The 19,323-nt window shown below is 66.5% G+C and carries 20 protein-coding genes; 6 read left to right on the forward strand and 14 right to left on the reverse strand.

The genetic code is table 11. The features are described from left to right. Positions 1–5: 5 nt before the first annotated feature. The 6 genes from V9K97_RS18090 to V9K97_RS18115 are packed head-to-tail and all read left to right on the forward strand — an operon-like array spanning position 6 to position 7,157. Positions 6–2,456, forward strand: coding sequence for a xanthine dehydrogenase family protein molybdopterin-binding subunit (locus tag V9K97_RS18090; protein WP_337319741.1), 2,451 nt, complete (start codon positions 6–8; stop codon positions 2,454–2,456). A gap of 22 nt (positions 2,457–2,478) precedes the next feature. Continuing rightward, entirely contained in the window at positions 2,479–3,270 is a 792-nt protein-coding gene (locus V9K97_RS18095; RefSeq protein ID WP_337319743.1) for an FAD binding domain-containing protein, read from the forward strand. A 60-nt stretch (positions 3,271–3,330) separates the two neighbouring features. Then, positions 3,331–4,233: an AAA family ATPase gene (locus V9K97_RS18100; RefSeq protein ID WP_337319745.1), complete on the forward strand. Its 903-nt coding sequence runs from the start codon at positions 3,331–3,333 to the stop codon at positions 4,231–4,233. A gap of 24 nt (positions 4,234–4,257) precedes the next feature. After that, entirely contained in the window at positions 4,258–5,472 is a 1,215-nt protein-coding gene (locus tag V9K97_RS18105; RefSeq protein ID WP_337319747.1) for a vWA domain-containing protein, read from the forward strand. A 30-nt stretch (positions 5,473–5,502) separates the two neighbouring features. Continuing rightward, positions 5,503–6,111 (forward strand): CoxG family protein, encoded by a 609-nt coding sequence (locus V9K97_RS18110; RefSeq protein WP_337295418.1) that lies wholly within the window; start codon positions 5,503–5,505, stop codon positions 6,109–6,111. 14 nt (positions 6,112–6,125) lie between these two features. Next, positions 6,126–7,157, forward strand: coding sequence for an XdhC family protein (locus tag V9K97_RS18115; RefSeq protein WP_337319749.1), 1,032 nt, complete (start codon positions 6,126–6,128; stop codon positions 7,155–7,157). Positions 7,158–7,184: 27 nt separating this feature from the next. Here V9K97_RS18115 and mnhG read toward each other — a convergent pair whose 3' ends face one another. The 14 genes from mnhG to V9K97_RS18185 form a co-directional block, all read right to left on the reverse strand. Then, the gene (gene mnhG / locus V9K97_RS18120) at positions 7,185–7,550 is read right to left on the reverse strand and encodes a monovalent cation/H(+) antiporter subunit G (RefSeq protein ID WP_337308981.1); all 366 of its coding nucleotides are present in this window, start codon (positions 7,548–7,550) and stop codon (positions 7,185–7,187) included. Then, on the reverse strand, positions 7,547–7,825 hold the full coding sequence (locus tag V9K97_RS18125) for a K+/H+ antiporter subunit F (RefSeq protein ID WP_337308979.1): 279 nt from the start codon (positions 7,823–7,825) through the stop codon (positions 7,547–7,549). The genes mnhG and V9K97_RS18125 overlap by 4 nt, the downstream gene beginning before the upstream one ends. Further along, entirely contained in the window at positions 7,822–8,313 is a 492-nt protein-coding gene (locus V9K97_RS18130) for a Na+/H+ antiporter subunit E (RefSeq protein ID WP_337295415.1), read from the reverse strand. Before V9K97_RS18130 ends, V9K97_RS18125 begins: the two co-directional genes overlap by 4 nt. Next, positions 8,310–10,010, reverse strand: a complete 1,701-nt coding sequence (locus tag V9K97_RS18135; RefSeq protein WP_337319751.1) for a monovalent cation/H+ antiporter subunit D — start codon at positions 10,008–10,010, stop codon at positions 8,310–8,312. The genes V9K97_RS18130 and V9K97_RS18135 overlap by 4 nt, the downstream gene beginning before the upstream one ends. Beyond that, positions 10,010–10,363, reverse strand: a complete 354-nt coding sequence (locus V9K97_RS18140; RefSeq protein ID WP_157612988.1) for a Na+/H+ antiporter subunit C — start codon at positions 10,361–10,363, stop codon at positions 10,010–10,012. Before V9K97_RS18140 ends, V9K97_RS18135 begins: the two co-directional genes overlap by 1 nt. Beyond that, positions 10,363–13,305 (reverse strand): monovalent cation/H+ antiporter subunit A, encoded by a 2,943-nt coding sequence (locus V9K97_RS18145; RefSeq protein ID WP_337319753.1) that lies wholly within the window; start codon positions 13,303–13,305, stop codon positions 10,363–10,365. Before V9K97_RS18145 ends, V9K97_RS18140 begins: the two co-directional genes overlap by 1 nt. Positions 13,306–13,399: 94 nt before the next feature. Next, a complete protein-coding gene (gene crcB, locus V9K97_RS18150; RefSeq protein ID WP_337319755.1) occupies positions 13,400–13,780 on the reverse strand; it encodes a fluoride efflux transporter CrcB in 381 nt (126 codons plus the stop codon). A gap of 17 nt (positions 13,781–13,797) precedes the next feature. Next, positions 13,798–15,111: a TRAP transporter large permease gene (locus V9K97_RS18155; protein WP_337319757.1), complete on the reverse strand. Its 1,314-nt coding sequence runs from the start codon at positions 15,109–15,111 to the stop codon at positions 13,798–13,800. Positions 15,112–15,131: 20 nt separating this feature from the next. Continuing rightward, entirely contained in the window at positions 15,132–15,665 is a 534-nt protein-coding gene (locus tag V9K97_RS18160) for a TRAP transporter small permease (RefSeq protein ID WP_337319758.1), read from the reverse strand. Between the two features lie 35 nt (positions 15,666–15,700). Further along, positions 15,701–16,669: a TRAP transporter substrate-binding protein gene (locus V9K97_RS18165; protein WP_337319760.1), complete on the reverse strand. Its 969-nt coding sequence runs from the start codon at positions 16,667–16,669 to the stop codon at positions 15,701–15,703. Between the two features lie 214 nt (positions 16,670–16,883). Next, positions 16,884–17,249, reverse strand: coding sequence for a ComEA family DNA-binding protein (locus tag V9K97_RS18170; protein ID WP_337319762.1), 366 nt, complete (start codon positions 17,247–17,249; stop codon positions 16,884–16,886). A gap of 147 nt (positions 17,250–17,396) precedes the next feature. Then, complete coding sequence (lapB, locus tag V9K97_RS18175) at positions 17,397–18,575, reverse strand: lipopolysaccharide assembly protein LapB (protein WP_258505046.1); 1,179 nt, start codon at positions 18,573–18,575, stop codon at positions 17,397–17,399. Further along, positions 18,565–18,906 (reverse strand): LapA family protein, encoded by a 342-nt coding sequence (locus V9K97_RS18180; protein WP_337319765.1) that lies wholly within the window; start codon positions 18,904–18,906, stop codon positions 18,565–18,567. The genes lapB and V9K97_RS18180 overlap by 11 nt, the downstream gene beginning before the upstream one ends. Before the next feature lie 49 nt (positions 18,907–18,955). After that, positions 18,956–19,282, reverse strand: coding sequence for an integration host factor subunit beta (locus V9K97_RS18185; RefSeq protein ID WP_258505049.1), 327 nt, complete (start codon positions 19,280–19,282; stop codon positions 18,956–18,958). Positions 19,283–19,323: the final 41 nt, after the last annotated feature.

Raw genomic sequence — 19,323 nt, forward strand, 5'->3', positions numbered from 1 at the left:
ACATCATGGGTGCTTCCGACTTCTCGAACCTGCCCCACATCGGCGAAGCGCTGCGGCGCAAGGAAGACTATCGCTTCCTGACCGGCGCGGGCAACTACACCGACGACATCACGCTGGCCAACCAGAGCCATGCGGTCTTCGTGCGCTCGCCGCACGCCCACGCCGTCGTCAAGTCCGTCGACACGGCCGAGGCGCTCAAGATGCCCGGCGTGGTCGGCATCTTCACCGGCAAGGACATCGAAGGAAAGATGGGCGGGCTGCCCTGCGGCTGGCTCATCAACAACCCCGACGGCACCCCCATGAAGGAGCCGATGCACCCGATCCTCGCGATCAACAAGGTGCGCTACGTCGGCGACCACGTGGCCATGGTGGTGGCCGAGACGGTCGAGCAGGCCAAGAACGCGGCCGAGGCCGTGGTGGTCGACTACGACGTGCTGCCCGCGCTGGTGAGCGTGGCCGACGCGGCCAAGACGGCGAGCGGCGTTACCTTGCATGACGAGGCCCCCGACAACCGGTGCTACAAGTGGGCGCTCGGCGACAAGGCCGCGGTGGATGCGGTGTTTGCCAATGCCGCGCACGTGACCAAGCTCGACCTGGTCAACAACCGGCTGGTGCCCAACCCGATCGAGCCGCGCGTGGCAATCGGCAGCTACAGCCGCGGCACCGACGACTACACGCTGTATGTGTCCAACCAGAATCCGCACGTCGAGCGCCTGTTGATGACGGCCTTTGTGCTCGGCCTGCCCGAGCACAAGGTGCGCGTGATCGCGCCCGACGTGGGCGGCGGCTTCGGCTCCAAGATCTTTTTGTACGCCGAAGACGTGTGCCTGACCTGGGCGGCCAAGCAGCTCAACCGCAACATCAAGTGGACGGCCGAGCGCTCCGAATGCTTCTTGTCCGATGCGCACGGCCGCGACCATGTGAGCCACGCCGAAATGGCGATGGACAAGGACGGCAAGTTCCTGGCGATGCGCGTGCACACCGACGCCAACCTGGGCGCCTACCTGTCGACCTTTTCGACCGCGGTGCCCACCATCCTCTACGCCACGCTGCTCGCGGGGCAGTACACCACACCGCAGATCTATGTCGAGGTCGATGCGTGGTTCACCAACACGGCGCCGGTCGATGCCTACCGCGGGGCGGGGCGGCCCGAAGCCACCTACCTGCTGGAGCGACTGGTGTCGCGCTGCGCCTGGGAAATGAACCTGGGCCAGGACGAGATTCGCAAGCGCAACTTCATCACCACCTTTCCGTACCAGACGCCGGTGGCGCTGCAGTACGACACGGGCGACTTCCATGCCTGCATGGACAAGGCAAAGGTGCTGGCCGAAGTCGAAGGCTATGCGCAGCGCAAGTCGGCGAGCGAAGCCCAGGGCAAGCTGCGCGGCATCGGCTACTCGAGCTACATCGAGGCCTGCGGCATCGCGCCTTCGAACATCGCCGGGGCGCTCGGCGCGCGGGCCGGCTTGTTCGAATGCGGTGAAATCCGCGTGCACCCGACCGGTAGCGTGACGGTGTTCACCGGCTCGCACAGCCATGGGCAGGGCCACGAAACCACCTTTGCGCAGGTGGTCGCGGCGCGGCTGGGCATTCCGGTCGACAACGTCGACGTGGTGCACGGCGACACCGGCCGCGTGCCCTTCGGCATGGGCACGTATGGCTCGCGCTCCATCTCCGTGGGCGGCGCGGCCATCATGAAGGCGCTCGACAAGATCGAGACCAAGGCCAAGAAGATTGCCGCGCACCTGATGGAGGCGAGCGATGCCGACATCGAGTTTGCGAACGGCGAGTTCACGGTCAAGGGCACCGACAAGAAGATTCCGTTCGGCCAGGTGGCGCTCACGGCCTACGTGCCGCACAACTACCCGCTCGACAAGCTCGAGCCCGGCCTGAACGAAACCGCCTTCTACGACCCGACGAACTTCACCTTTCCGGGCGGCACCTACATCTGCGAGGTCGAGGTGGACAAGCAGACCGGCGAGGTTCGCGTCGACCGCTTCACCGCCGTGGACGACTTCGGCACCATCATCAACCCGATGATCGTCGAAGGCCAGGTGCATGGCGGGCTGGTGCAGGGCATTGGCCAGGCGCTGCTCGAAAACTGCGTGTACGACAACGAGACCGGCCAGTTGCTCACCGGCAGCTTCATGGACTACGCCATGCCCCGGGCCGCCGACTTTCCGCAGTTCAAGCTCGACACCGTGTGCACGCCGTGCACGCACAACCCGCTCGGCACCAAGGGCTGCGGCGAGGCCGGTGCCATCGGCTCGCCGCCGGCCGTGATCAACGCCGTGCTCGACGCGCTGGCGCCGCTCGGCATCAAGGACCTCGACATGCCTGCCTCGGCCAGCCGCGTGTGGGAGGCGATGCAAAAAGGCAGCGGAAGCGCAGCGGCGGATACGCAACCGCAGGAGCCCGCGCTCTCCGCAAGCACCCAAGGCCGCCCGGCTCCCTGAACATAGAAGAAGGAATCACACCATGTACGCCTTCACACTCGAACGGCCCTCTACCGTGGCCGATGCGGCCAAGCTGGTGACCGCCGGCGCCAAGCCGCTGGCCGGCGGGCAAACGTTGCTTGCTTCCATGAAGCTCAGGCTTTCCGCGCCCGAGCGGCTGGTGGACCTTGGCGGCGTCAAGGAACTCACCGGCATCAAGAAAGACGGCAACGCGATCACCATCGGTGCCATGTCGCGCCACCTCGACGTGGCCAACAACCCCGACGTGAAAGCCGCCTTCCCGGCGCTGGCGGACCTGGCCTCGCGCATCGGCGACCGGCAGGTGCGCGCGATGGGCACCATTGGCGGGTCGGTGGCCAACAACGATCCGGCCGCGTGCTATCCCAGCGCGGTGCTCGGCTCGGGCGCCACAGTCATCACCACCAAGCGCGAGATCGCGGCGGACGATTTCTTCCTCGGCCTTTTCACCACGGCGTTGGAAGAGGACGAGCTGATCACCGCGATTCGTTTTCCGGTTCCCAAGCGCGCCGTGTACGAAAAGCTGCGCCAGAAGGCATCGAACTTTCCGTTGGTCGGCGTGTTCCTCGCGCAGTACGACAGCGGAGTGCGGGTGGCCATTACCGGCGCGGGCAACGGCGTATTCCGGCATGCGGGGCTCGAAGATGCGCTCAACAAGAGCTTTACCGCCGCGGCCGCGGCAGCCGTGAAGATCGATGCGAGTGAGCTCAACGGCGACCTGCATGCTTCTGCGGCCTACCGCGCCAACCTGATCAGCGTGCTCACGCAGCGCGCCGTGACCAAGGCGCTGGGCTGAAGCAGCCAGGCGAGAAACGGAAGGCGCGACGACATCTCGCGTCTTCCGCTACGCTTTGCCATGATCTTCCTGACCATCGATTCTCTTTCGGACGGCTTGATGAAGGCCGGCTACTTTGCCGACCGCCGCCTGGCGACGGCCGTGTTCCTTGCGCTCAAGCTGCAGCGCCCGCTGCTGCTCGAGGGTGAGCCCGGTGTCGGCAAGACCGAGCTGGCCAAGGCGCTGTCGACCGCACTCGGCCGCGAGTTGCTGCGACTTCAGTGCTACGACGGGCTGGAACAGCGCGAGGCACTCTATGAATGGAACTACGCCGCGCAACTGCTGCACATGCGCGCGGCCGAAGCCACCGGCGCCGCGCGCGACGTCGAGGCCGAGGTTTATCAACCGCACTACCTGATTCGCCGCCCGCTGCTGCAAGCGCTGCAAACTCCGGCGCCCGGCGCGGTGCTGCTGATCGACGAGGTGGACCGCGCCGACGAACCGTTCGAAGCCTTCCTGCTCGAATACCTCGGCGAATACCAGGTCAGCATTCCCGAGCTTGGCACGGTGCGTGCCGTGGTGCCGCCGGTCACCATTCTTACCAGCAACCGCACGCGCGAGCTCAACGATGCGGTCAAGCGGCGCTGCCTCTATCACTGGCTCGACTACCCTGAGCGCGAACGTGAGCTGGCCATCGTGCGGTCCCAGGTGCCGGAGGCCGGCGAGAAGCTTTCCGCGCAGGTAGCCGCCTTCGTCGCGCGGCTGCGCGATGCGCCTTTCGTCAACGCGTTCCAGCGCGCGCCCGGTATTGCTGAAAGCGTCGAGTGGGCCAGGGCGCTGATCGCGCTCGATACGGTCGAGCTCGACCCTGAAGTGGTCGTCGACACCTCGGGCATCCTGTTCAAGCAGCGCGACGACGTGGCCGCGCTCACGCGTGAGCTGGCGTCCGACCTGCTGAAGCCCGAGGAACCGGTCGCGCCCTGAGCGTGGCTTGCCAAGGCGGCCCGCATGACCGGTATCCAGCAACTCGGCGATGTACGCAGCGGCAAGCTGGCCGGCAACATCACCGCCTTTGGCCGCGCGCTGCGCCGCGCCGGTGTGCGCACCGATGCCATGCAAATCTCCCTCGCCGCCGAAGCGGCCACGCTCGTGGGCGTGGAAAGCCGGCTCGACCTGAGCGCCGCCATGGAAGCCGTCATGGTGAGCCGCGAACAAGACCGCATGGTGTTCCGCGAACTGTTCGATGCGTGGTTCCGGGATCCCGAACTCGCCAACAAGCTGCTCGCGCAGATGCTGCCGAGCGCCGAGGGCAAGGCCGAACCTTCCAAGCGCCGACCGCGCGTGCGCGAGGCACTCACCGCGCCGCGCGACCCGGCCAAGCCTGCCGTAGCCGCCAAGCCCGACAAGGAGGTCGAGTTCGATGCCGCCATGACGTCGAGCGACCGCCAGCGTTTGCAGCATGCAGACTTCAATGCGCTCGGTGCTTCGGAATACCGGCTGGTCGAACGCCTGGCGCGCGATATCTCCTTGCCCATTCCTTCGCTGCCGTCGCGCCGGCTGCGCCCGGCCAACGATGCGGGCTCGCAGCATGCGCGCATGCACTGGCCCGGCGTGCTGCACGAGGCCGCGCGCACCGGCGGCGAAATACTTCGCCTGCCGAAGCTGAGCCGCCGCGAACAGCCGTTGCCGCTCCTGGTGCTGGTCGATGTGTCCGGCTCGATGGAACGCTATGCGCGGCTGCTGCTCGCGTTTCTGCATGCAGCCACCCGCCGCGCTGGGAGGCGCGATGTGTTCGCGTTCGGCACCCGCCTGACCGACCTGACGCCTGCTTTCCGGCTGGCCGATACCGACGCCATGCTGGGCGCGGCCAGCCTTGCCATTGATGATTTCGCGGGCGGCACGCGGCTGGGCAGTTCGCTGGCCGAGCTTCGCCGCGCGCATGCGCGCCGGCTCACGGGCCGCCGCACGCTGGTGCTGGTGATCAGCGACGGGCTCGACACCGGAGAGCCCGCGCTGCTGGAAAGTGAGCTGCTCTGGCTCAAGCGCCATTCGCGCCGGCTGCTGTGGCTCAATCCGCTGCTGCGCTTCGAGGGCTACGCCCCTTTGGCGCGTGGGGCCGGCGTGCTGCACCGGCATGCAGATGCGATGCTGGCAGTCCACAATCTCGGTGCCCTTGAACAGCTGGCCGCCAGCATCGCCGCACTGATGCGATCCGGCCGCTAGGCCTTACAGGAAACAAGAAGGAAACCCACCATGGAAATGCTCGGCAACCGCCGCCTCGGCATCACGCAACAGCAGGCGTGGGAAGCGCTGAACGATCCCGAGACGCTCAAGAAGTGCATTCCGGGCTGCGACAAGTTCGAGCTCACGGGCGACAACCAGTACAGCGTGGCGCTGGCCGTCAAGATCGGCCCGGTGTCGGCCAAGTTCAACGGCAAGGTGATGCTGTCGGACATCGTCGCGCCCGACGGCTACAAGCTCACCTTCGAAGGGCAGGGCGGTGTTGCGGGCTTTGCCAAGGGATCGTCCAGCGTAACGCTCAGGCCGCTGGACGGCGCCGCAGCCGAGCCGGCGCCGGCCGGCTGCGAACTCGACTACACCGTGCAGGCGCAGGTCGGCGGCAAGATCGCCCAGCTCGGGCAGCGCCTGATCGACGGCGCGGCCAAGTCGACCGCGGACGACTTTTTCAAGCGCTTCGAGGCCGAGATGCAGAGCCGTTACGGACCGCCCCCCGCGGCCGCCGAAGAAACGACGGAGGCACCCGCGGAAAAAGCAGGCGTCATGTCCGGTCTCATGAAGAAAATGGGCCTCGGCAAGAAGGACGACAAGGACGCGTCCGCCGCGCCGGGGAACGAAAGCTGAGGGCTGGCGACGCCATGGAAAATCTCGATGTGATGGTGCTGCGCACGCTGCGCGACTGGCGTCAGGCTGGCAAGCGCGCGCTGCTGACCACGGTGGTGCGCACCTGGGGCTCGTCGCCGCGGCCGGTCGGCTCGATCATGGCGCTGGCGGACGACGGCGCGGTGGTCGGCTCGGTTTCGGGCGGCTGTATCGAGGACGACCTGATCGCCCGCTACAGCCACGCCCACGCGAACAACGGTCAGGGCGAAGAGGTGCCGCCGGGTGCGCCGCCCAAGCTCGTGAAGTACGGCATCACGGCCGACGAGGCGCATCGCTTTGGCCTGCCCTGCGGCGGCACTTTGGAACTGCTGCTCGAATACGACCCCGATGCCGCGCTGCTCGATGCGCTGGTTGCCGAGCTCGAGCAAGGCAAGCTGATGCAGCGCACCGTCACGCTAGCGACCGGTGCCGTGCGGCTGAACGAAGCCAAGGCGCCTGACGAACTCAGGGTGAACGACACCGAGCTCACCAACACCTTCGGGCCCGAATACCGCATGCTGCTCATCGGCGCGGGGCAGTTGGCCGAATATCTTGCCACGATGGCCAAGTTCAGCGGCTTTGCCGTGACGCTGTGCGACCCACGCGCGGAATACCGCACCGCATGGTCGCTGCCCGGCGTGGAAATCACCACCGAGATGCCCGACGATGCCGTGCTGGCCTTCAGGCCCGACCGGCGCAGCTGCGTGGTCGCGCTCACGCACGACCCCAAGCTCGACGACCTGGCGCTGCTCGAGGCGCTGCAGAGCGAGGCGTTCTACGTAGGTGCGATCGGCTCGCGCCGCAATGCCGATGCGCGGCGCGACCGCATGATCGAGCACTTCGACCAGACGGCCGAATCGCTCGCGCGGCTGCGCGGCCCCATCGGCATCTACATCGGCAGCAAGACGCCGCCGGAAATCGCTGTGAGCGTGATGGCGGAGATTCTTGCGGTGAAGAACGGCGTGACGCTGCCGCGCGAAATGGAAGTGGCACGCGCCAAGGGCCTGCAGCAGCTCGCGATGAGCTGAGGCCCCGGCCGGCTTTTTCTGCGCAGTTCAATTCAGCGGGCCCGACTTTGCCGCGGGCGGCACGTCGCCGCCTTTTTGCCGCTCGCGAAAGAGTGCCGCGCGCATCAGGAAGATGGTGGTGATGGGAGCCGTGAGCGCAATGAAGAGAACGATCAGCACGGCGTGCAGGAACAGGCTGTAGCCCTGCACCGAGAAATACACGATGGTGGCAATCGTCATGCACCACACGCCCACCGTGGCGCCGAGCGTGGGCGCATGAATGCGGCGGAAAAAAGTGGGCAGCCGCACGAGACCGAAGGAGCCGATGGCGGCGAAAGCCGCGCCGAGCACCGCGAACACGGCGGTGACGATTTCGGCCCACAGCGGCAGCGGCCCCACGATGAAATCAGTCATTCAATGACCTCCCCGCGCAAGAGGAACTTGGCCATCGCCGTTGACCCGACAAAGCCGAACAGCGCCGTCAGCATGGCCGCTTCGAAGTACACATTGCTCGCATAGACGATGCCGAGCACCAGCATCATCAGCATGCCGTTGATGTAGAGGCAGTCCAGCGCCATCACGCGGTCTTGCGCGGTCGGCCCGACCAGCAGGCGGGCCATGGCGCAGAGCATGGCCACGGCCAACAGCAGGAGTGCGAGCCTCAAGGCCCAGAAGAGTACAGGCGTCATGATTCGAAGATCTCCATCAGGGGGTGTTCGTAGCGCTGCTTGATCATGGCGACGAAGGCGGCTTCGTCGTCGACGTCGAACACGTGGATCAGCAGCACGCTGCTGTCGAACGAGATTTCGCCCCAGGCGGTGCCGGGCGTGAGGCACATGATCATGGCCAGCACCGCAAGCCCGTTCGGGTCGCGCAGATCGAGCGGCACATTCACGAACTTCGATTCGATGCGCGATGTGCGGCGCGTGAGCAGCCGGCGTGCCACGAAGAGAGCCGATTGCAGCATGTCGGCCACCGCCCGGCCCGTGAGCCGCAACGCGACCCAGGGCTTGCGCATGCGCACGGCGGCTGGCCTGAGACCCTTGGTGAGCAGCGGCACCGCAATGGCCAGCACCGCGGCCGATGCCAGCGTGGCGGCCTCCAGCGACTGGTTGAGCAGGAGCCATACCGCGAACAGCGCAATCGACAGCGGCGGCGAAGGAATCCAGCGCTTCATGGTGCAGTGCCCTTCTGCGCAGGCACGGGGTTGGGCACCTGCCGTGCATTGAGCACGGCATCGCGATACGCAGTCGGCGTGCGCAGTCCTTCGGCGGTGATGAGTGCGTGGCGCATGACAGGGCCGGCCCATATCGTCAACGCCACGCAGGCCGCAAGCAGGCCGGCCACCGGCAGCACCTCGAGGGCGGGCAGCGCGGGCATGGTGGGATGCGGCTGGGTCCAGAAATGGCGGATGCCGGTGCGGCTCAGAGCAATCAGCGCCAGGAAGCCCGATGCGATCAGCAGCGCCAGAAAAATCCACGCCGGTGTGGAGGTGCCGCTGGTCACGAAGGCGCCGGACAGCATGGCGAACTTGCCCACGAAGCCCGAGAGCGGCGGCAGGCCCGCGAGCAGCAAGGTGCAGCCGATGAAGCTCAGGCCGAGAAATGCCACGCCGGCCGGAATGGCGCGGCCATAGAGCGCCTGCGCCTCATCGTCGAGGTTCACGTCGTCGAGCACGCGCAGGTCTTCGGCCAGGAAAGGCGCATTGCCCGCCGCTTCGTGTGGCGCAACGCTCATGCCGGCGTTGCGCCAGCGCTCGATCATGTCGATCAGCAGGAAGAAGGCACTGACCGCGAGCGTGGAGCTCAGCAGGTAATAAAGGGCGCCGGCCCATACGGCGGGCTCCCCGAGCCCGATGGCGGCGAGCAGCGTGCCCGCCGACACCAGCACGCTGAAGCCCGCCAGGTTGGAGAGCCGCTGCGTGCCGACGATGCCCATGGCACCCGCGAACAGCGTCGCAAGGCCGATGGCGATGAGCGCGGACTGGCCGAACGCGGCCGAGGCGCCGGCATCCGGCGCAAAGAGCAGCGTCCACAGCCGCAGCAGCGTGTAGATGCCGAGCTTGGTCAACAGCGCAAAGACCGCGCCCACCGGCGACACCGCCGCGCTGTAGGCCGGCACCAGCCAGAAGTTGAGCGGCCATGCGCCGGCCTTGGCGAAGAACGCGGTCGCGAGGATGGCGGCCGCCGCATGCACCAGGCCGCGATCGGTCGGCGCGAGCTCGGCGATGCGCACGCTCAGGTCGGCCATGTTGAGCGTGCCCGTCACGCCGTAGAGCAGCGCCGCGCCTATCAGGAAAAGAGACGACGCGGCCAAGTTGATGGCGATGTAGTGCAACCCCGCCTGCACGCGCAGCCGGCCCGAACCATGCAGCAGCAGGCCGTAGGAGGCAGCGAGCATCACCTCGAAGAAGACGAACAGGTTGAACAGGTCGCCGGTGAGAAAGGCGCCGTTCAGGCCCATGAGCTGCAGCTGCAGCAGCGGATGGAAATGCACGCCGGCCCGGTCCCAGCGCGAAGTGGAATAGATCGAGGCCGCGAAGGCGACCACGCCCGTGAGCGCCACCATCATGGTCGACAGGCGGTCCGCCACCAGCACGATGCCGAAAGGGGCTTGCCAGTTGCCGGGCAGGTAGACGCCGATGGAGCCCGGGCCGTCGCCGGTATCGGGCGCATTCACCCAGCGCAGCAGCGCCAGCGCCGCCAGCAGGCCCACCAGCCCCGAGACCACGCTCAGGGCCGACTTGGCGCGGCGCCGGTTTTCGCCGAGCAGCAGCATCAAGGCCGCGGTAAGCAAGGGCACGAGGATCGGCACCGCCACCAGATGCGGCATGCTGAAGTCGAGCAGGCGGTCGAGCAGGTGAACCGGTTCCATCACTCGGCCGCCTCCTGCCGTTCTTCGCCGTCCACATGGTCGGTGCCGGCCAGGCCGCGCGAGGCCAGCAGCACCACGAGGAACAGCGCCGTCATCGCAAAGCCGATGACGATGGCCGTCAGCACCAGCGCCTGCGGCATCGGGTCCGCGGTGTTGGCCAGCGTGGACGTGAAGCCCTTGACGAGCACCGGCTCGCTGTCGAGCTTGAGCCGCCCCATGCTGAAGATGAAGAGGTTGACCGCGTACGAGATGAGCGTGAGGCCCATGATCACCTGGAAGGTGCGGGGGCGCAGCAGCAGGTACACGCCCGAGCCGGTGAGCACGCCGATAGCGAGTGCGAGCACGATTTCCATCAGTGCACCCCCTCCACGGCTACGGATTGGGCCTGGGCTTCCTTTTCGGCCTGCTCGTCGGCCCAGCGGTGGCTGCGTATGGACTGGTGGGCCAGCGCGGTAAGAATGAGCATGGTGGCGCCGAGCACCAGCGCGAACACGCCGATGTCGAAGAAGAGGGCGCTCGGCACATGCAGCTCGCCCAGCACCGGAAGATGCAGGTGAGCCGTGTGCGTGGTCATGAACGGATAGCCGAAGATCACCGCGCCGCTGCCCGTAACCAGCGCCAGCAGCAGGCCGACGGCGATCCAGCGGCGCGGATAGATGCGCAGGTGCTCTTCCACCCATTCGGTGCCGGAGACGATGAACTGCAGCAGCAGCGCCACCGACATCACCAGCCCCGCCACGAAGCCGCCGCCCGGCGAGTTGTGGCCGCGCATGAAGAAATAGACCGCGACCAGCACCGCGAGCGGCAGCAGCAGCCGCACCAGCACGGCCGGCACCATCAGGTAGCCCACGGCGGTGTCCTTGGCAAGGCGCGGGTTCAGCAGGTCGCTGCTGCCGTCGTCGGCCTGCAGGCGCTGCTGCACCGGCAAGGCCATCGATTCGCGCGCCGGACGGAAGCGGCGCAGCAGCGCATACACGGTGAGCGCCACCACGCCAAGCACCGTGATCTCTCCGAAGGTGTCGAAAGCGCGGAAGTCGACCAGCATCACGTTGACCACGTTGGTGCCGCCGCCTTCGGTGAGTGCGCGCTCCAGGAAGAAAGGCGAGATGCTCTGCGGAAACGGCCGCGTCATCATCACCCAGGCCAGCGCCGACATGCCGCCGCCCGCGGCAGCCGCCACCAGCAGGTCGCGCCCGCGCCGGCCCCATGGGCGCAGCCTGGCGCGCGCGGGCTGGATCGCGTCCTTGCTGCGCATCGGCAGCCAGCGAAGCCCCAGCAGGATCAGCACCGTGGTGACGGCTTCGACCACGAGCTGCGTCAGCGCAAGGTCGGGCGCCGAGAACCAGATGTAGGTGACCGAGCACACCAGGCCCGCGCCCGAGGCCAGCATCAGCGCGGCGAGCCTGTGGAACTTGGCCTGCCATGCCGCGGCCAGCGCGCAGGTGCCGCCGATGAGCCAGGTCATTGCGAACATGGTCGAGAAAGGCAGCAGTTCGCGGGTGCCGCGCGCCACGGGCGCGGTCCAGAGCGAAACGGCGGCGCCCGCAGCGGCTACTGCAATCAGCAGCAGCAATTGCGTTTGCAGGCGCCGGGTGCCCAGCACGCGCCGGCTGCGACGGCCGGCTTCGCTGAGTTGCGCGAGCAGATGTTCGAAGATGACCTGTCCGTCGAAGCGGTGCAGCAGCGGCGTGTGCGCGAGGTCGCCTTTCGCACGGCGTCGGCGCTGCGAGAGGTAGAGCGCCATGCCGCCGGCCAACGCCACGAAGCTCATCGCCAGCGGCAGGTTGAAACCGTGCCACACGGCCAAGCTGTATTCGGGCAGCAAGCCGCCGACCACCGGCGTGGCGGCAGCGGCCAGCAGCGGGCCGATGGACCACGCCGGCGCCACGCCGACCACCAGGCACACGAGCACCAGCAGCTCGACCGGCACGCGCATCCAGTGCGGGGGCTCGTGCGGCTGCCGCGGCACGTCGGGCCCGCAGGGTGGCCCGAAGAACACGTCGAACACGAAGCGCGCCGAATAGGCCACGCTGAAGACGCCCGCAACGGTCGCGATGATCGGCAGGCTCACGTTGATCCAAGGCGTTGCCTGGATGAACACCGTCTCGGCGAAGAACATCTCCTTCGAGAGAAAGCCGTTGAGCAGCGGCACGCCGGCCATCGAAGCGCTCGCGATGACGGCCAGCGTGCCCGTGATCGGCATCAGCCGCATCAGGCCGCTGAGCTTGCGGATGTCGCGCGTGCCGCTCTCGTGGTCGATGATGCCGGCGGCCATGAAGAGCGAGGCCTTGAAGGTCGCATGGTTCATGACGTGGAACACCGCCGCCACCGCCGCGAGCGGGCTGTTGAGCCCGAGCAGCAGCGTGATGAGCCCCAGGTGCGAGATGGTCGAGTAGGCAAGCAGCGCCTTCAGGTCGCGCTGGAACATGGCAACAAAGCCGCCGAGCAGCAGCGTGATGGCGCCCGCGCCGCCCACCAGCCAGAACCACATCTCGGTGCCAGACAGCACCGGCCACAGCCGCGCCATCAGGAACACACCCAGCTTCACCATGGTGGCCGAATGCAGGTAGGCCGAAACGGGCGTGGGCGCCGCCATGGCGCGCGGCAGCCAGAAGTGGAACGGGAACTGCGCGCTCTTGGTAAAGGCGCCCAGCAGTATCAGCACCAGCGCGGCAGGGTAGAGCGCGTGCGCACGAACTGCGTTGCCTGAAGCAAGCACCACGTCGAGCTCGTAGCTGCCCGCAATGCGGCCCAGCACCAGCACGCCGGCCAACAGGCAGAGTCCGCCGGCACCGGTAACGGTGAGCGCCATGCGCGCGCCGCGCCGCGCATCGCGCCGGTGATGCCAATAGCCGATCAGCAGGAACGAGAACAGGCTGGTGAGCTCCCAGAACAGCACCATCTGGATCAGGTTGCCCGAGAGCACCACGCCCATCATCGCGCCCATGAACGCGAGAAAGAATGAGAAGAAGCGCGGCACCGGGTCGGAGGCCGACATGTAGTAGCGCGCATAGAGCACCACCAGCGCGCCGATGCCGAGCACCAGCATGCAGAACAGCCACGCAAAGCCGTCCATGCGAAACACGAGGTTGAGGCCAAGCTCCGGCAGCCACGCTATTTCCTGGCGCAGCACATTGCCGTGTGCAATTTGTGGAAAGAACCATGCGGCCTGCACCGCGCAGCCTAGCGCGACGAGCCCCGCCAGCGTCGACTCCCGGTTGCGCGCGTTCGACGGCATCAACGCGGCCAGCACGCTGGCAATGAAAGGGAGTGCGACGAGAAAGACCAGGGGCATTGCGGTCGATTCTATCGACCGGCCCTTTGCTGCCGGGGGGCATGACCGCACGGCACGAGGCTGTTTTCAGCCTGCCGGCAGGGAGGCGGGGAGGCTAGCCGACCGCGAGTTGCACGGTGCGTATGCCCAGCCAGGTCAGCATCAGCGAACCGCCAAGATGCAGCATGCTGGTGCCCAGCGCGAGCAGAGGGCGTCCGTCGAGCAGCAGTGCCACGACTTCGGCCGAGAAGCTCGAAAACGTGGTGAGGCCGCCCAGAAAGCCCGTGATGAGCAGCAGACGCCACACCGGATCGAGCTGCGGCATGGCCTGAAAAGCGCCAACCGCCACGCCGACCAGATAACCGCCGATCAGGTTGGCGGCCAGCGTGCCGTAAGGCACAGGGCCGCCTGTGTTGAGCCACAGGCCGAGGCCCCACCTGGCCAGTGCGCCGAACGAGGCGCCGAGGCAGATTGCAAGAACCGGCAATGCTGGCATTCGTTCTTTTCCGGCGGCTATTTCTCGACGCCCATCACCACGTTCGGCAAGACCGTGACGATGCTCGGGAACAGCGTGATCAGCACGATGCACAGCACCAGGCAGAAGAAGAACGGAATGGCCGCCTTGGCGATCACGTTGCTGTCCTTGCCGGTCATGTTCTGCAGCACGAAGAGGTTGAAGCCCACCGGCGGCGTGACCTCGGCGATTTCGACCAGCAGCACGATGAAGATGCCGAACCAGATCAGGTCGAAGCCGGCCTTCTGGATCATCGGCAGCACCACCGCGCTGGTGAGCACGATCATCGAGATCCCGTCGAGGGCAGTGCCCAGCACCAGGTACACCACTACCAGCGCGCCAATCAGCGCATAGGGCGACAGGTGCATGCTGTCGACCCACTCGGCCAGTTCGCGCGGAATGCCGGTAAAGGCCATGGTCTTGGTGAGGAAGGCGGCACCTGCCAGGATGAACATGATCATGCAGCTGGTGCGCGTGGCACCCATGATCCCTTCCTTGAAGTTCTTCCAGGTGAGGCTCTTGCCCCAGGCGGCAATGGCCAGCGAGCCCAGCACGCCGAAGGCCGCGCATTCGGTGGCCGTGGCCCAGCCCGCCACCAGCACCCACACGATGAAGACGATCAGCAGCGCGCACGGAATGAGGTTGCCCGAGAGGCGGATCTTCTCCATGAAGGTGGTCGGCGGATCGGCAGGCGGCACCTGGTCGGGGTTGCGCAGGCTCCACCAGCCGATGTAGCCCGAGAACAGCAGCATCAGCAAGAAGCCCGGCAGGAAGCCGGCCAGGAAGATGCGAATGATGGACGCGTCGGCCGCCACGGCATACACCACCATCGTGATCGATGGCGGAATCAAAATGCCCAGCGTGCCGGCAGTGGCGAGCGAGCCGATGGCCAGCTTTTCGTTGTAGCCGCGGCGCTTGAGTTCGGGCAGCGCCACCTTGGCGATGGTCGCGCAGGTGGCGGCCGACGAGCCCGAGACCGAGCCGAACACGCCGCATCCGAGAATGGTGGTGTGCATCAGCCGACCGGGCACGCGGTTGAGCCAGGGCCGCAGGCCCTCGAACATCTCTTCGCTGAGCTTGGTGCGAAAAAGAATCTCGCCCATCCAGATGAAAAGCGGCAGCGCCGCGAGCTCCCAGCTTGCGTTGCTTTCCCAGAAGGCCGAGAACAGGTTCTTGCCCGGCAGCGTGTTGGTGAAGAAGGCCTGGCCGACCCAGCCGACGATGGCCAGCGTCATGGCGATCCAGACGCCGCCCGCCAGCAACAGCAGCATGATGGCGAGCAGCAAGGCGCCCATCCAGAGATTTTCGAACATCGGTGTCTTGTTGTTGTGGTTCAGACGTCGGAAGAGAAGTCGCCGGCGGCGTGGCGTTCTTCGATGGCGCGCTGGTAGCTCGGCTTTTCGCCGCGCACCACACCCACCAGTTCATCGATCATCGCGATCAGCAGCAGCCAGCAGCCGATCACGAAGGTCGATTGCGGAATCCAGATCGGAATGACCACGAGGCCGGTTGCCATTTCGGCGAACTCGTAGCTCTCGTAGGTGAAGCTGGTGGCCCAGTAGGTGAGATAGGCCACCGACACCGAGGCGATCAGCAGGCAGATCACGTCGAGCACGCGCCGTGCCTTGGGCGGCACGGCGTCGAGCAGCAGCGTCACGCGCACGAAGTCGCCGTGCCGGAAGGCGTGCGCCATCGCGAAGAACGCGGCCGCGGCGCACAGCCAGGAAACGACGTCGTTCAGCCCGCTCACGTGCCAGTTCATCTGCCGCCCCACGCCGGCCAGGATCATCAGCACGAAGATCAGGAACACGCAGAAGGCGCCGAGCGCGCCGGCGCCGTTGTAGAGGTTATCCAGAAAGCGGCGCACGGTTCAGGCCTCCCGCGATGAGCGTGGAGCCTTCATTACTTCTTCTTGTAGGCGTCGACGATCGCGGCGCCGTCTGCACCGGTGGCCTTCAGCCAATCGGCCTGCATGATGCCGCCGACCTGGCGCATGTCGGCGTCGAGCTTGGGCGAGGGCTTGTGCACCTTCATGCCGCGTTCGGTCAGGAGGCGCTTGTACTCGTCGTTCTTCTCCTGGGCGATTTTCCAGCCACGGGCTTCGGCGTCGGCCGCGGCCTTGGTGACGGCGGCCTTGGTGGCGGCGTCGAGCGCGTCGAAGGCCTTGGCATTCACGAGGATCGCGTTCTTCGGAATCCAGGCCTGCGTGTCGTAGAAGTTCTTGATGTGCTCGTAGGTCTTGGTGTCGTAGCCGGTCGAGCCCGAGCTCATGTAGCTTTCGATCACGCCGGTGGCCATGGCGGCGCTGAGTTCGGCCTGCTGGATCTGCACCGGCTGGGCACCGATCAGCTCGGCGATCTTTGCGGTGGCCGGGCTGTAGGCGCGCCACTTGATGCCGCGCAGATCGGCCACCGAGCTGATCTCTTTCTTGGAATAGATGCCTTGCGGTGCCCATGGCACCATGAACAGGATCTTGATGCCCTGGGCCGCGAGCAGCTTTTCCATGGCGGGCTTGGACGCGTCGTACAGCTTCTTCGCATCCGGGTACGTGGTGGCGAGGAAGGGCACGCCGTCGAGCGCGTAGATCGGGTTTTCGTTCGCGTAGTTGGCGAGCAGGATTTCACCTGCCTGGGCTTGGCCGCTTTGCACTGCGCGCTTGATTTCAGGGGCCTTGAACAAAGAGGCGTTCGCATGCACGGTGATCTTGACCTTGCCGCCCGTGGCCGCGTCCACGTCTTTCGCGAACTGCGTGATGTTCTCGGTGTGGTAGTTGGTTGCCGGGTAGGCGGTGGGCAGATCCCACTTGGTTTGCGCGAAGGCTGCGGCGCCGAGGGTGAGACCAGCGAGGGCAATACCGAACTTGTGATTCATGAGCGCTCCGGAACGTATGAAAGTGAAAACGAAAGCGAGCATACGTGCAAATTCCGGGCCACCGCTGAGGCATTTCCCTGCCACGCGGCCGCGCGCGACGGTCGCTTGTTCCCTTTGCAGCGCGCACAAAAAAGCCGCCTTGCGGCGGCTTCGGTTATCGCGTTGCCGAGGTGCCGCGAGGGGCGGCACCGGCCGGCGGACGATGGGTGTGCGATCAGGGCTTGGCGGGCTTCGCGTCGGCGGCGGTGGCCTTCACGGGCTTTGCTGCCGTTTCCGCCTTGGCGGCCTTGGCGGGGGCCGGTGCACTGGCTTGGCCACCGAAGGCCTGGCCGTTGACCGTGAGGCCTTCGGCTGACAACTTTTCTGCCTTCTTTTCCTTCACGCCCTTGATGCGCTGCATGAAGTCGGGCCAGTCCTTGAACTCGCCTTCCTTGCGGGCGTCGAGGATGCGCTTGGACATTGCGGGGCCAACGCCCTTGATGCCGTCGAGATCGGCCGCAGTGCCCTTGTTGACGTCGACAGCGGCGAACGAGGCAACCGCAAACAGCATGGCCATGGCGGCCAGGATTTTCTTGAACATGATCGAACTCCCTGATTTGTTGATTTGAGTGTTTGCCGACGGAGGTGCCGGCTCGCGTTCAACGAATGCAGGGAAAGGGGCGTTGACGGCCTTGCGTGCCGCAAGGCCCCTGGTGACCATTGTTCCGAACCATGTTCGGAACGTTGCTCAGAGTTCTTCGACGCGGCGCGGCGGATAGCTGTCCCAGGCCTGGCAACCGGGGCAGTGCCAGAAGTACTGGTGCGCCTCGAAGCCGCAGGCAGCACAGCGGTAGCGCATGAGCGGACGGGTGGCCTGGTCGAGTGCGCGCTGCACTTGCGGATGGAACTGCTCGTGCTCGAAGCGCTCGCCGGCCAGCCAGCGCGATGCGGCGACCAGAGAGGGTTGCTGGGCGAGATGCGCGATGTAGCCGTCGCGCGGCGCGAGCGGTTGGCCATCGGCCGCCGGAACGGCCGCGGTCGGAGAGCCACCGAGTGCCATCAGCGCCTCGAGAACGTCGATCGACGGCGAATCGGCATAGCGCCGTTGCAGCAGCGCGAGCGCTTCGCCTTCGCGGTGCGCGGCAACGGCGGCTTGCTGCAGCGCCGGCGCATACAGCGGCAGCGCGAGCGGGGCGGTGTCGCTCAGGGCAAGCAGGGTGTCGAAGGCTGCGGTTGCCTCGCCGTTGCGCAACTGCAGCGTGGCCGAATCGATGGCCGGGCGCGGTGCCTGCGGCGCCAGTGCCACGGCTTCGGAAAGCAGCCGGCTGGCCGTGGCCAGGTCGCCGGCCGCGACCTGCTCGGCGGCCTGTTCGCACAGATGGTGCGCCCGGCGCGTGCTGTAGCTTGCCTGGTCGGACTCATCGAGCTTCTGCGCCACGTCAGCGGCCTGGGTCCATTCGCGCGAGCGTTCGTAGATGGCCAGCAGCGCCAGCCGTGCTTCGTTCTCGTAGCGCGTGCCTTCGAGCTTCTGAAGCGCGGCTTCGGCGCGATCGAGCAGGCCGGCGCGCAGGAAGTCTTGCGCGAGTGCGTGCTGCGCGCGCTCCCGGTCGGCGCGGCTCAGGTCGCCGCGGCCCAGCAGGTGCTCGTGCACACGCACGGCGCGCTGGTATTCGCCGCGGCGGCGGAACAGGTTGCCGAGCGCAAAGTGCAGTTCCTGCGTGTCGGGGTCGTTCTGCACGGCCTCTATGAACGCGTCGATGGCCTGGTCCTGTTGCTCGTTGAGCAGGAAGTTGAGGCCGCGGAAATAGGCCTTCGGGGCTTGCCTGTTTTCGAGCTTGAGCTGCCGGATGTCGAAGCGCGATGCGAGCCAGCCCAGCACAAAGGCGACGGGCAGGCTGATCAGCAGCCAGCTGGGATCAAAGTCCATGTTGACGTACGGCGGGAAGGTCGGTGGCGGAGATGGAGGGAGCCGGCGCTGGCGCGGTGGCTACCGCCAACCCCGCGGTTGCGGGGGCTTGCTGCGGCGCGGAGGGCTGCTGGGCTGCCGCGGCGGCGCGGTGCTTCCACCATCCGGGCAGCATGCCGAGCGCGCCCACCACGAGTCCGCCGGCGAAGGCTGCGAGCACGACGAGCACCAGCGGCGCGCGCCAGTGGGTGCCGAAGAAGAAATAGACGGTCGCGTCGTGCTGGTTGTTCAGCGCGAAGGCGAAAAGCGTAAAAAAAATGGCTGCCTTGAGCAGCCACAGGAGGTATTTCATAGCCATTCCCGTTGCCGGGAGCATTCTACGTTTGCATCATCCATGCGGATCAGGGCTTGCTGCTCCTGGCTTCCTTGCCGCCGCCGAGTTCGGCGGTCTTGGCGTCGACCGCTTCGCGCAGCGCCTTGCCCGGCTTGAAGTGCGGCACCCGCTTTTCGGGAATCTGAACGCTTTCGCCCGAACGCGGGTTGCGGCCGATGCGCGGCGGACGCCGGCTGACCGAAAAGCTGCCGAAACCGCGGATCTCGATGCGATGCCCGCGCACCAGCGCGTCGCTCATCGCGTCGAGGATGGTCTTGACGGCGTATTCGGCATCGCGGTGCGTCAGCTGCGCAAAGCGCGCTGCGAGTTCTTCGACGAGGTCAGAGCGGGTCATAGGCCAAACAAAAACGTGGACGAAAAAAAAGACAGAGCGGC

Source organism: Variovorax sp. CCNWLW186 (genome assembly GCF_037203865.1).
GTDB lineage: Bacteria > Pseudomonadota > Gammaproteobacteria > Burkholderiales > Burkholderiaceae_C > Variovorax.

Excerpts from the sequence above, each read along its gene's own strand:
- V9K97_RS18115 (WP_337319749.1), top strand. The coding sequence starts at position 6,126 with ATGGAAAATCTCGATGTGATGGTGCTGCGCACGCTGCGCGACTGGCGT.
- V9K97_RS18105 (WP_337319747.1), top strand. The coding sequence starts at position 4,258 with ATGACCGGTATCCAGCAACTCGGCGATGTACGCAGCGGCAAGCTGGCC.
- V9K97_RS18165 (WP_337319760.1), bottom strand. The coding sequence starts at position 16,669 with ATGAATCACAAGTTCGGTATTGCCCTCGCTGGTCTCACCCTCGGCGCC.
- V9K97_RS18135 (WP_337319751.1), bottom strand. The coding sequence starts at position 10,010 with ATGGAACCGGTTCACCTGCTCGACCGCCTGCTCGACTTCAGCATGCCG.
- V9K97_RS18090 (WP_337319741.1), top strand. The coding sequence starts at position 6 with ATGGGTGCTTCCGACTTCTCGAACCTGCCCCACATCGGCGAAGCGCTG.
- V9K97_RS18125 (WP_337308979.1), bottom strand. The coding sequence starts at position 7,825 with ATGACGCCTGTACTCTTCTGGGCCTTGAGGCTCGCACTCCTGCTGTTG.
- V9K97_RS18110 (WP_337295418.1), top strand. The coding sequence starts at position 5,503 with ATGGAAATGCTCGGCAACCGCCGCCTCGGCATCACGCAACAGCAGGCG.
- V9K97_RS18100 (WP_337319745.1), top strand. The coding sequence starts at position 3,331 with ATGATCTTCCTGACCATCGATTCTCTTTCGGACGGCTTGATGAAGGCC.
- lapB (WP_258505046.1), bottom strand. The coding sequence starts at position 18,575 with ATGGACTTTGATCCCAGCTGGCTGCTGATCAGCCTGCCCGTCGCCTTT.
- V9K97_RS18095 (WP_337319743.1), top strand. The coding sequence starts at position 2,479 with ATGTACGCCTTCACACTCGAACGGCCCTCTACCGTGGCCGATGCGGCC.
- V9K97_RS18170 (WP_337319762.1), bottom strand. The coding sequence starts at position 17,249 with ATGTTCAAGAAAATCCTGGCCGCCATGGCCATGCTGTTTGCGGTTGCC.
- mnhG (WP_337308981.1), bottom strand. The coding sequence starts at position 7,550 with ATGACTGATTTCATCGTGGGGCCGCTGCCGCTGTGGGCCGAAATCGTC.
- crcB (WP_337319755.1), bottom strand. The coding sequence starts at position 13,780 with ATGCCAGCATTGCCGGTTCTTGCAATCTGCCTCGGCGCCTCGTTCGGC.
- V9K97_RS18185 (WP_258505049.1), bottom strand. The coding sequence starts at position 19,282 with ATGACCCGCTCTGACCTCGTCGAAGAACTCGCAGCGCGCTTTGCGCAG.
- V9K97_RS18140 (WP_157612988.1), bottom strand. The coding sequence starts at position 10,363 with ATGGAAATCGTGCTCGCACTCGCTATCGGCGTGCTCACCGGCTCGGGC.
- V9K97_RS18130 (WP_337295415.1), bottom strand. The coding sequence starts at position 8,313 with ATGAAGCGCTGGATTCCTTCGCCGCCGCTGTCGATTGCGCTGTTCGCG.
- V9K97_RS18180 (WP_337319765.1), bottom strand. The coding sequence starts at position 18,906 with ATGAAATACCTCCTGTGGCTGCTCAAGGCAGCCATTTTTTTTACGCTT.
- V9K97_RS18145 (WP_337319753.1), bottom strand. The coding sequence starts at position 13,305 with ATGCCCCTGGTCTTTCTCGTCGCACTCCCTTTCATTGCCAGCGTGCTG.
- V9K97_RS18155 (WP_337319757.1), bottom strand. The coding sequence starts at position 15,111 with ATGTTCGAAAATCTCTGGATGGGCGCCTTGCTGCTCGCCATCATGCTG.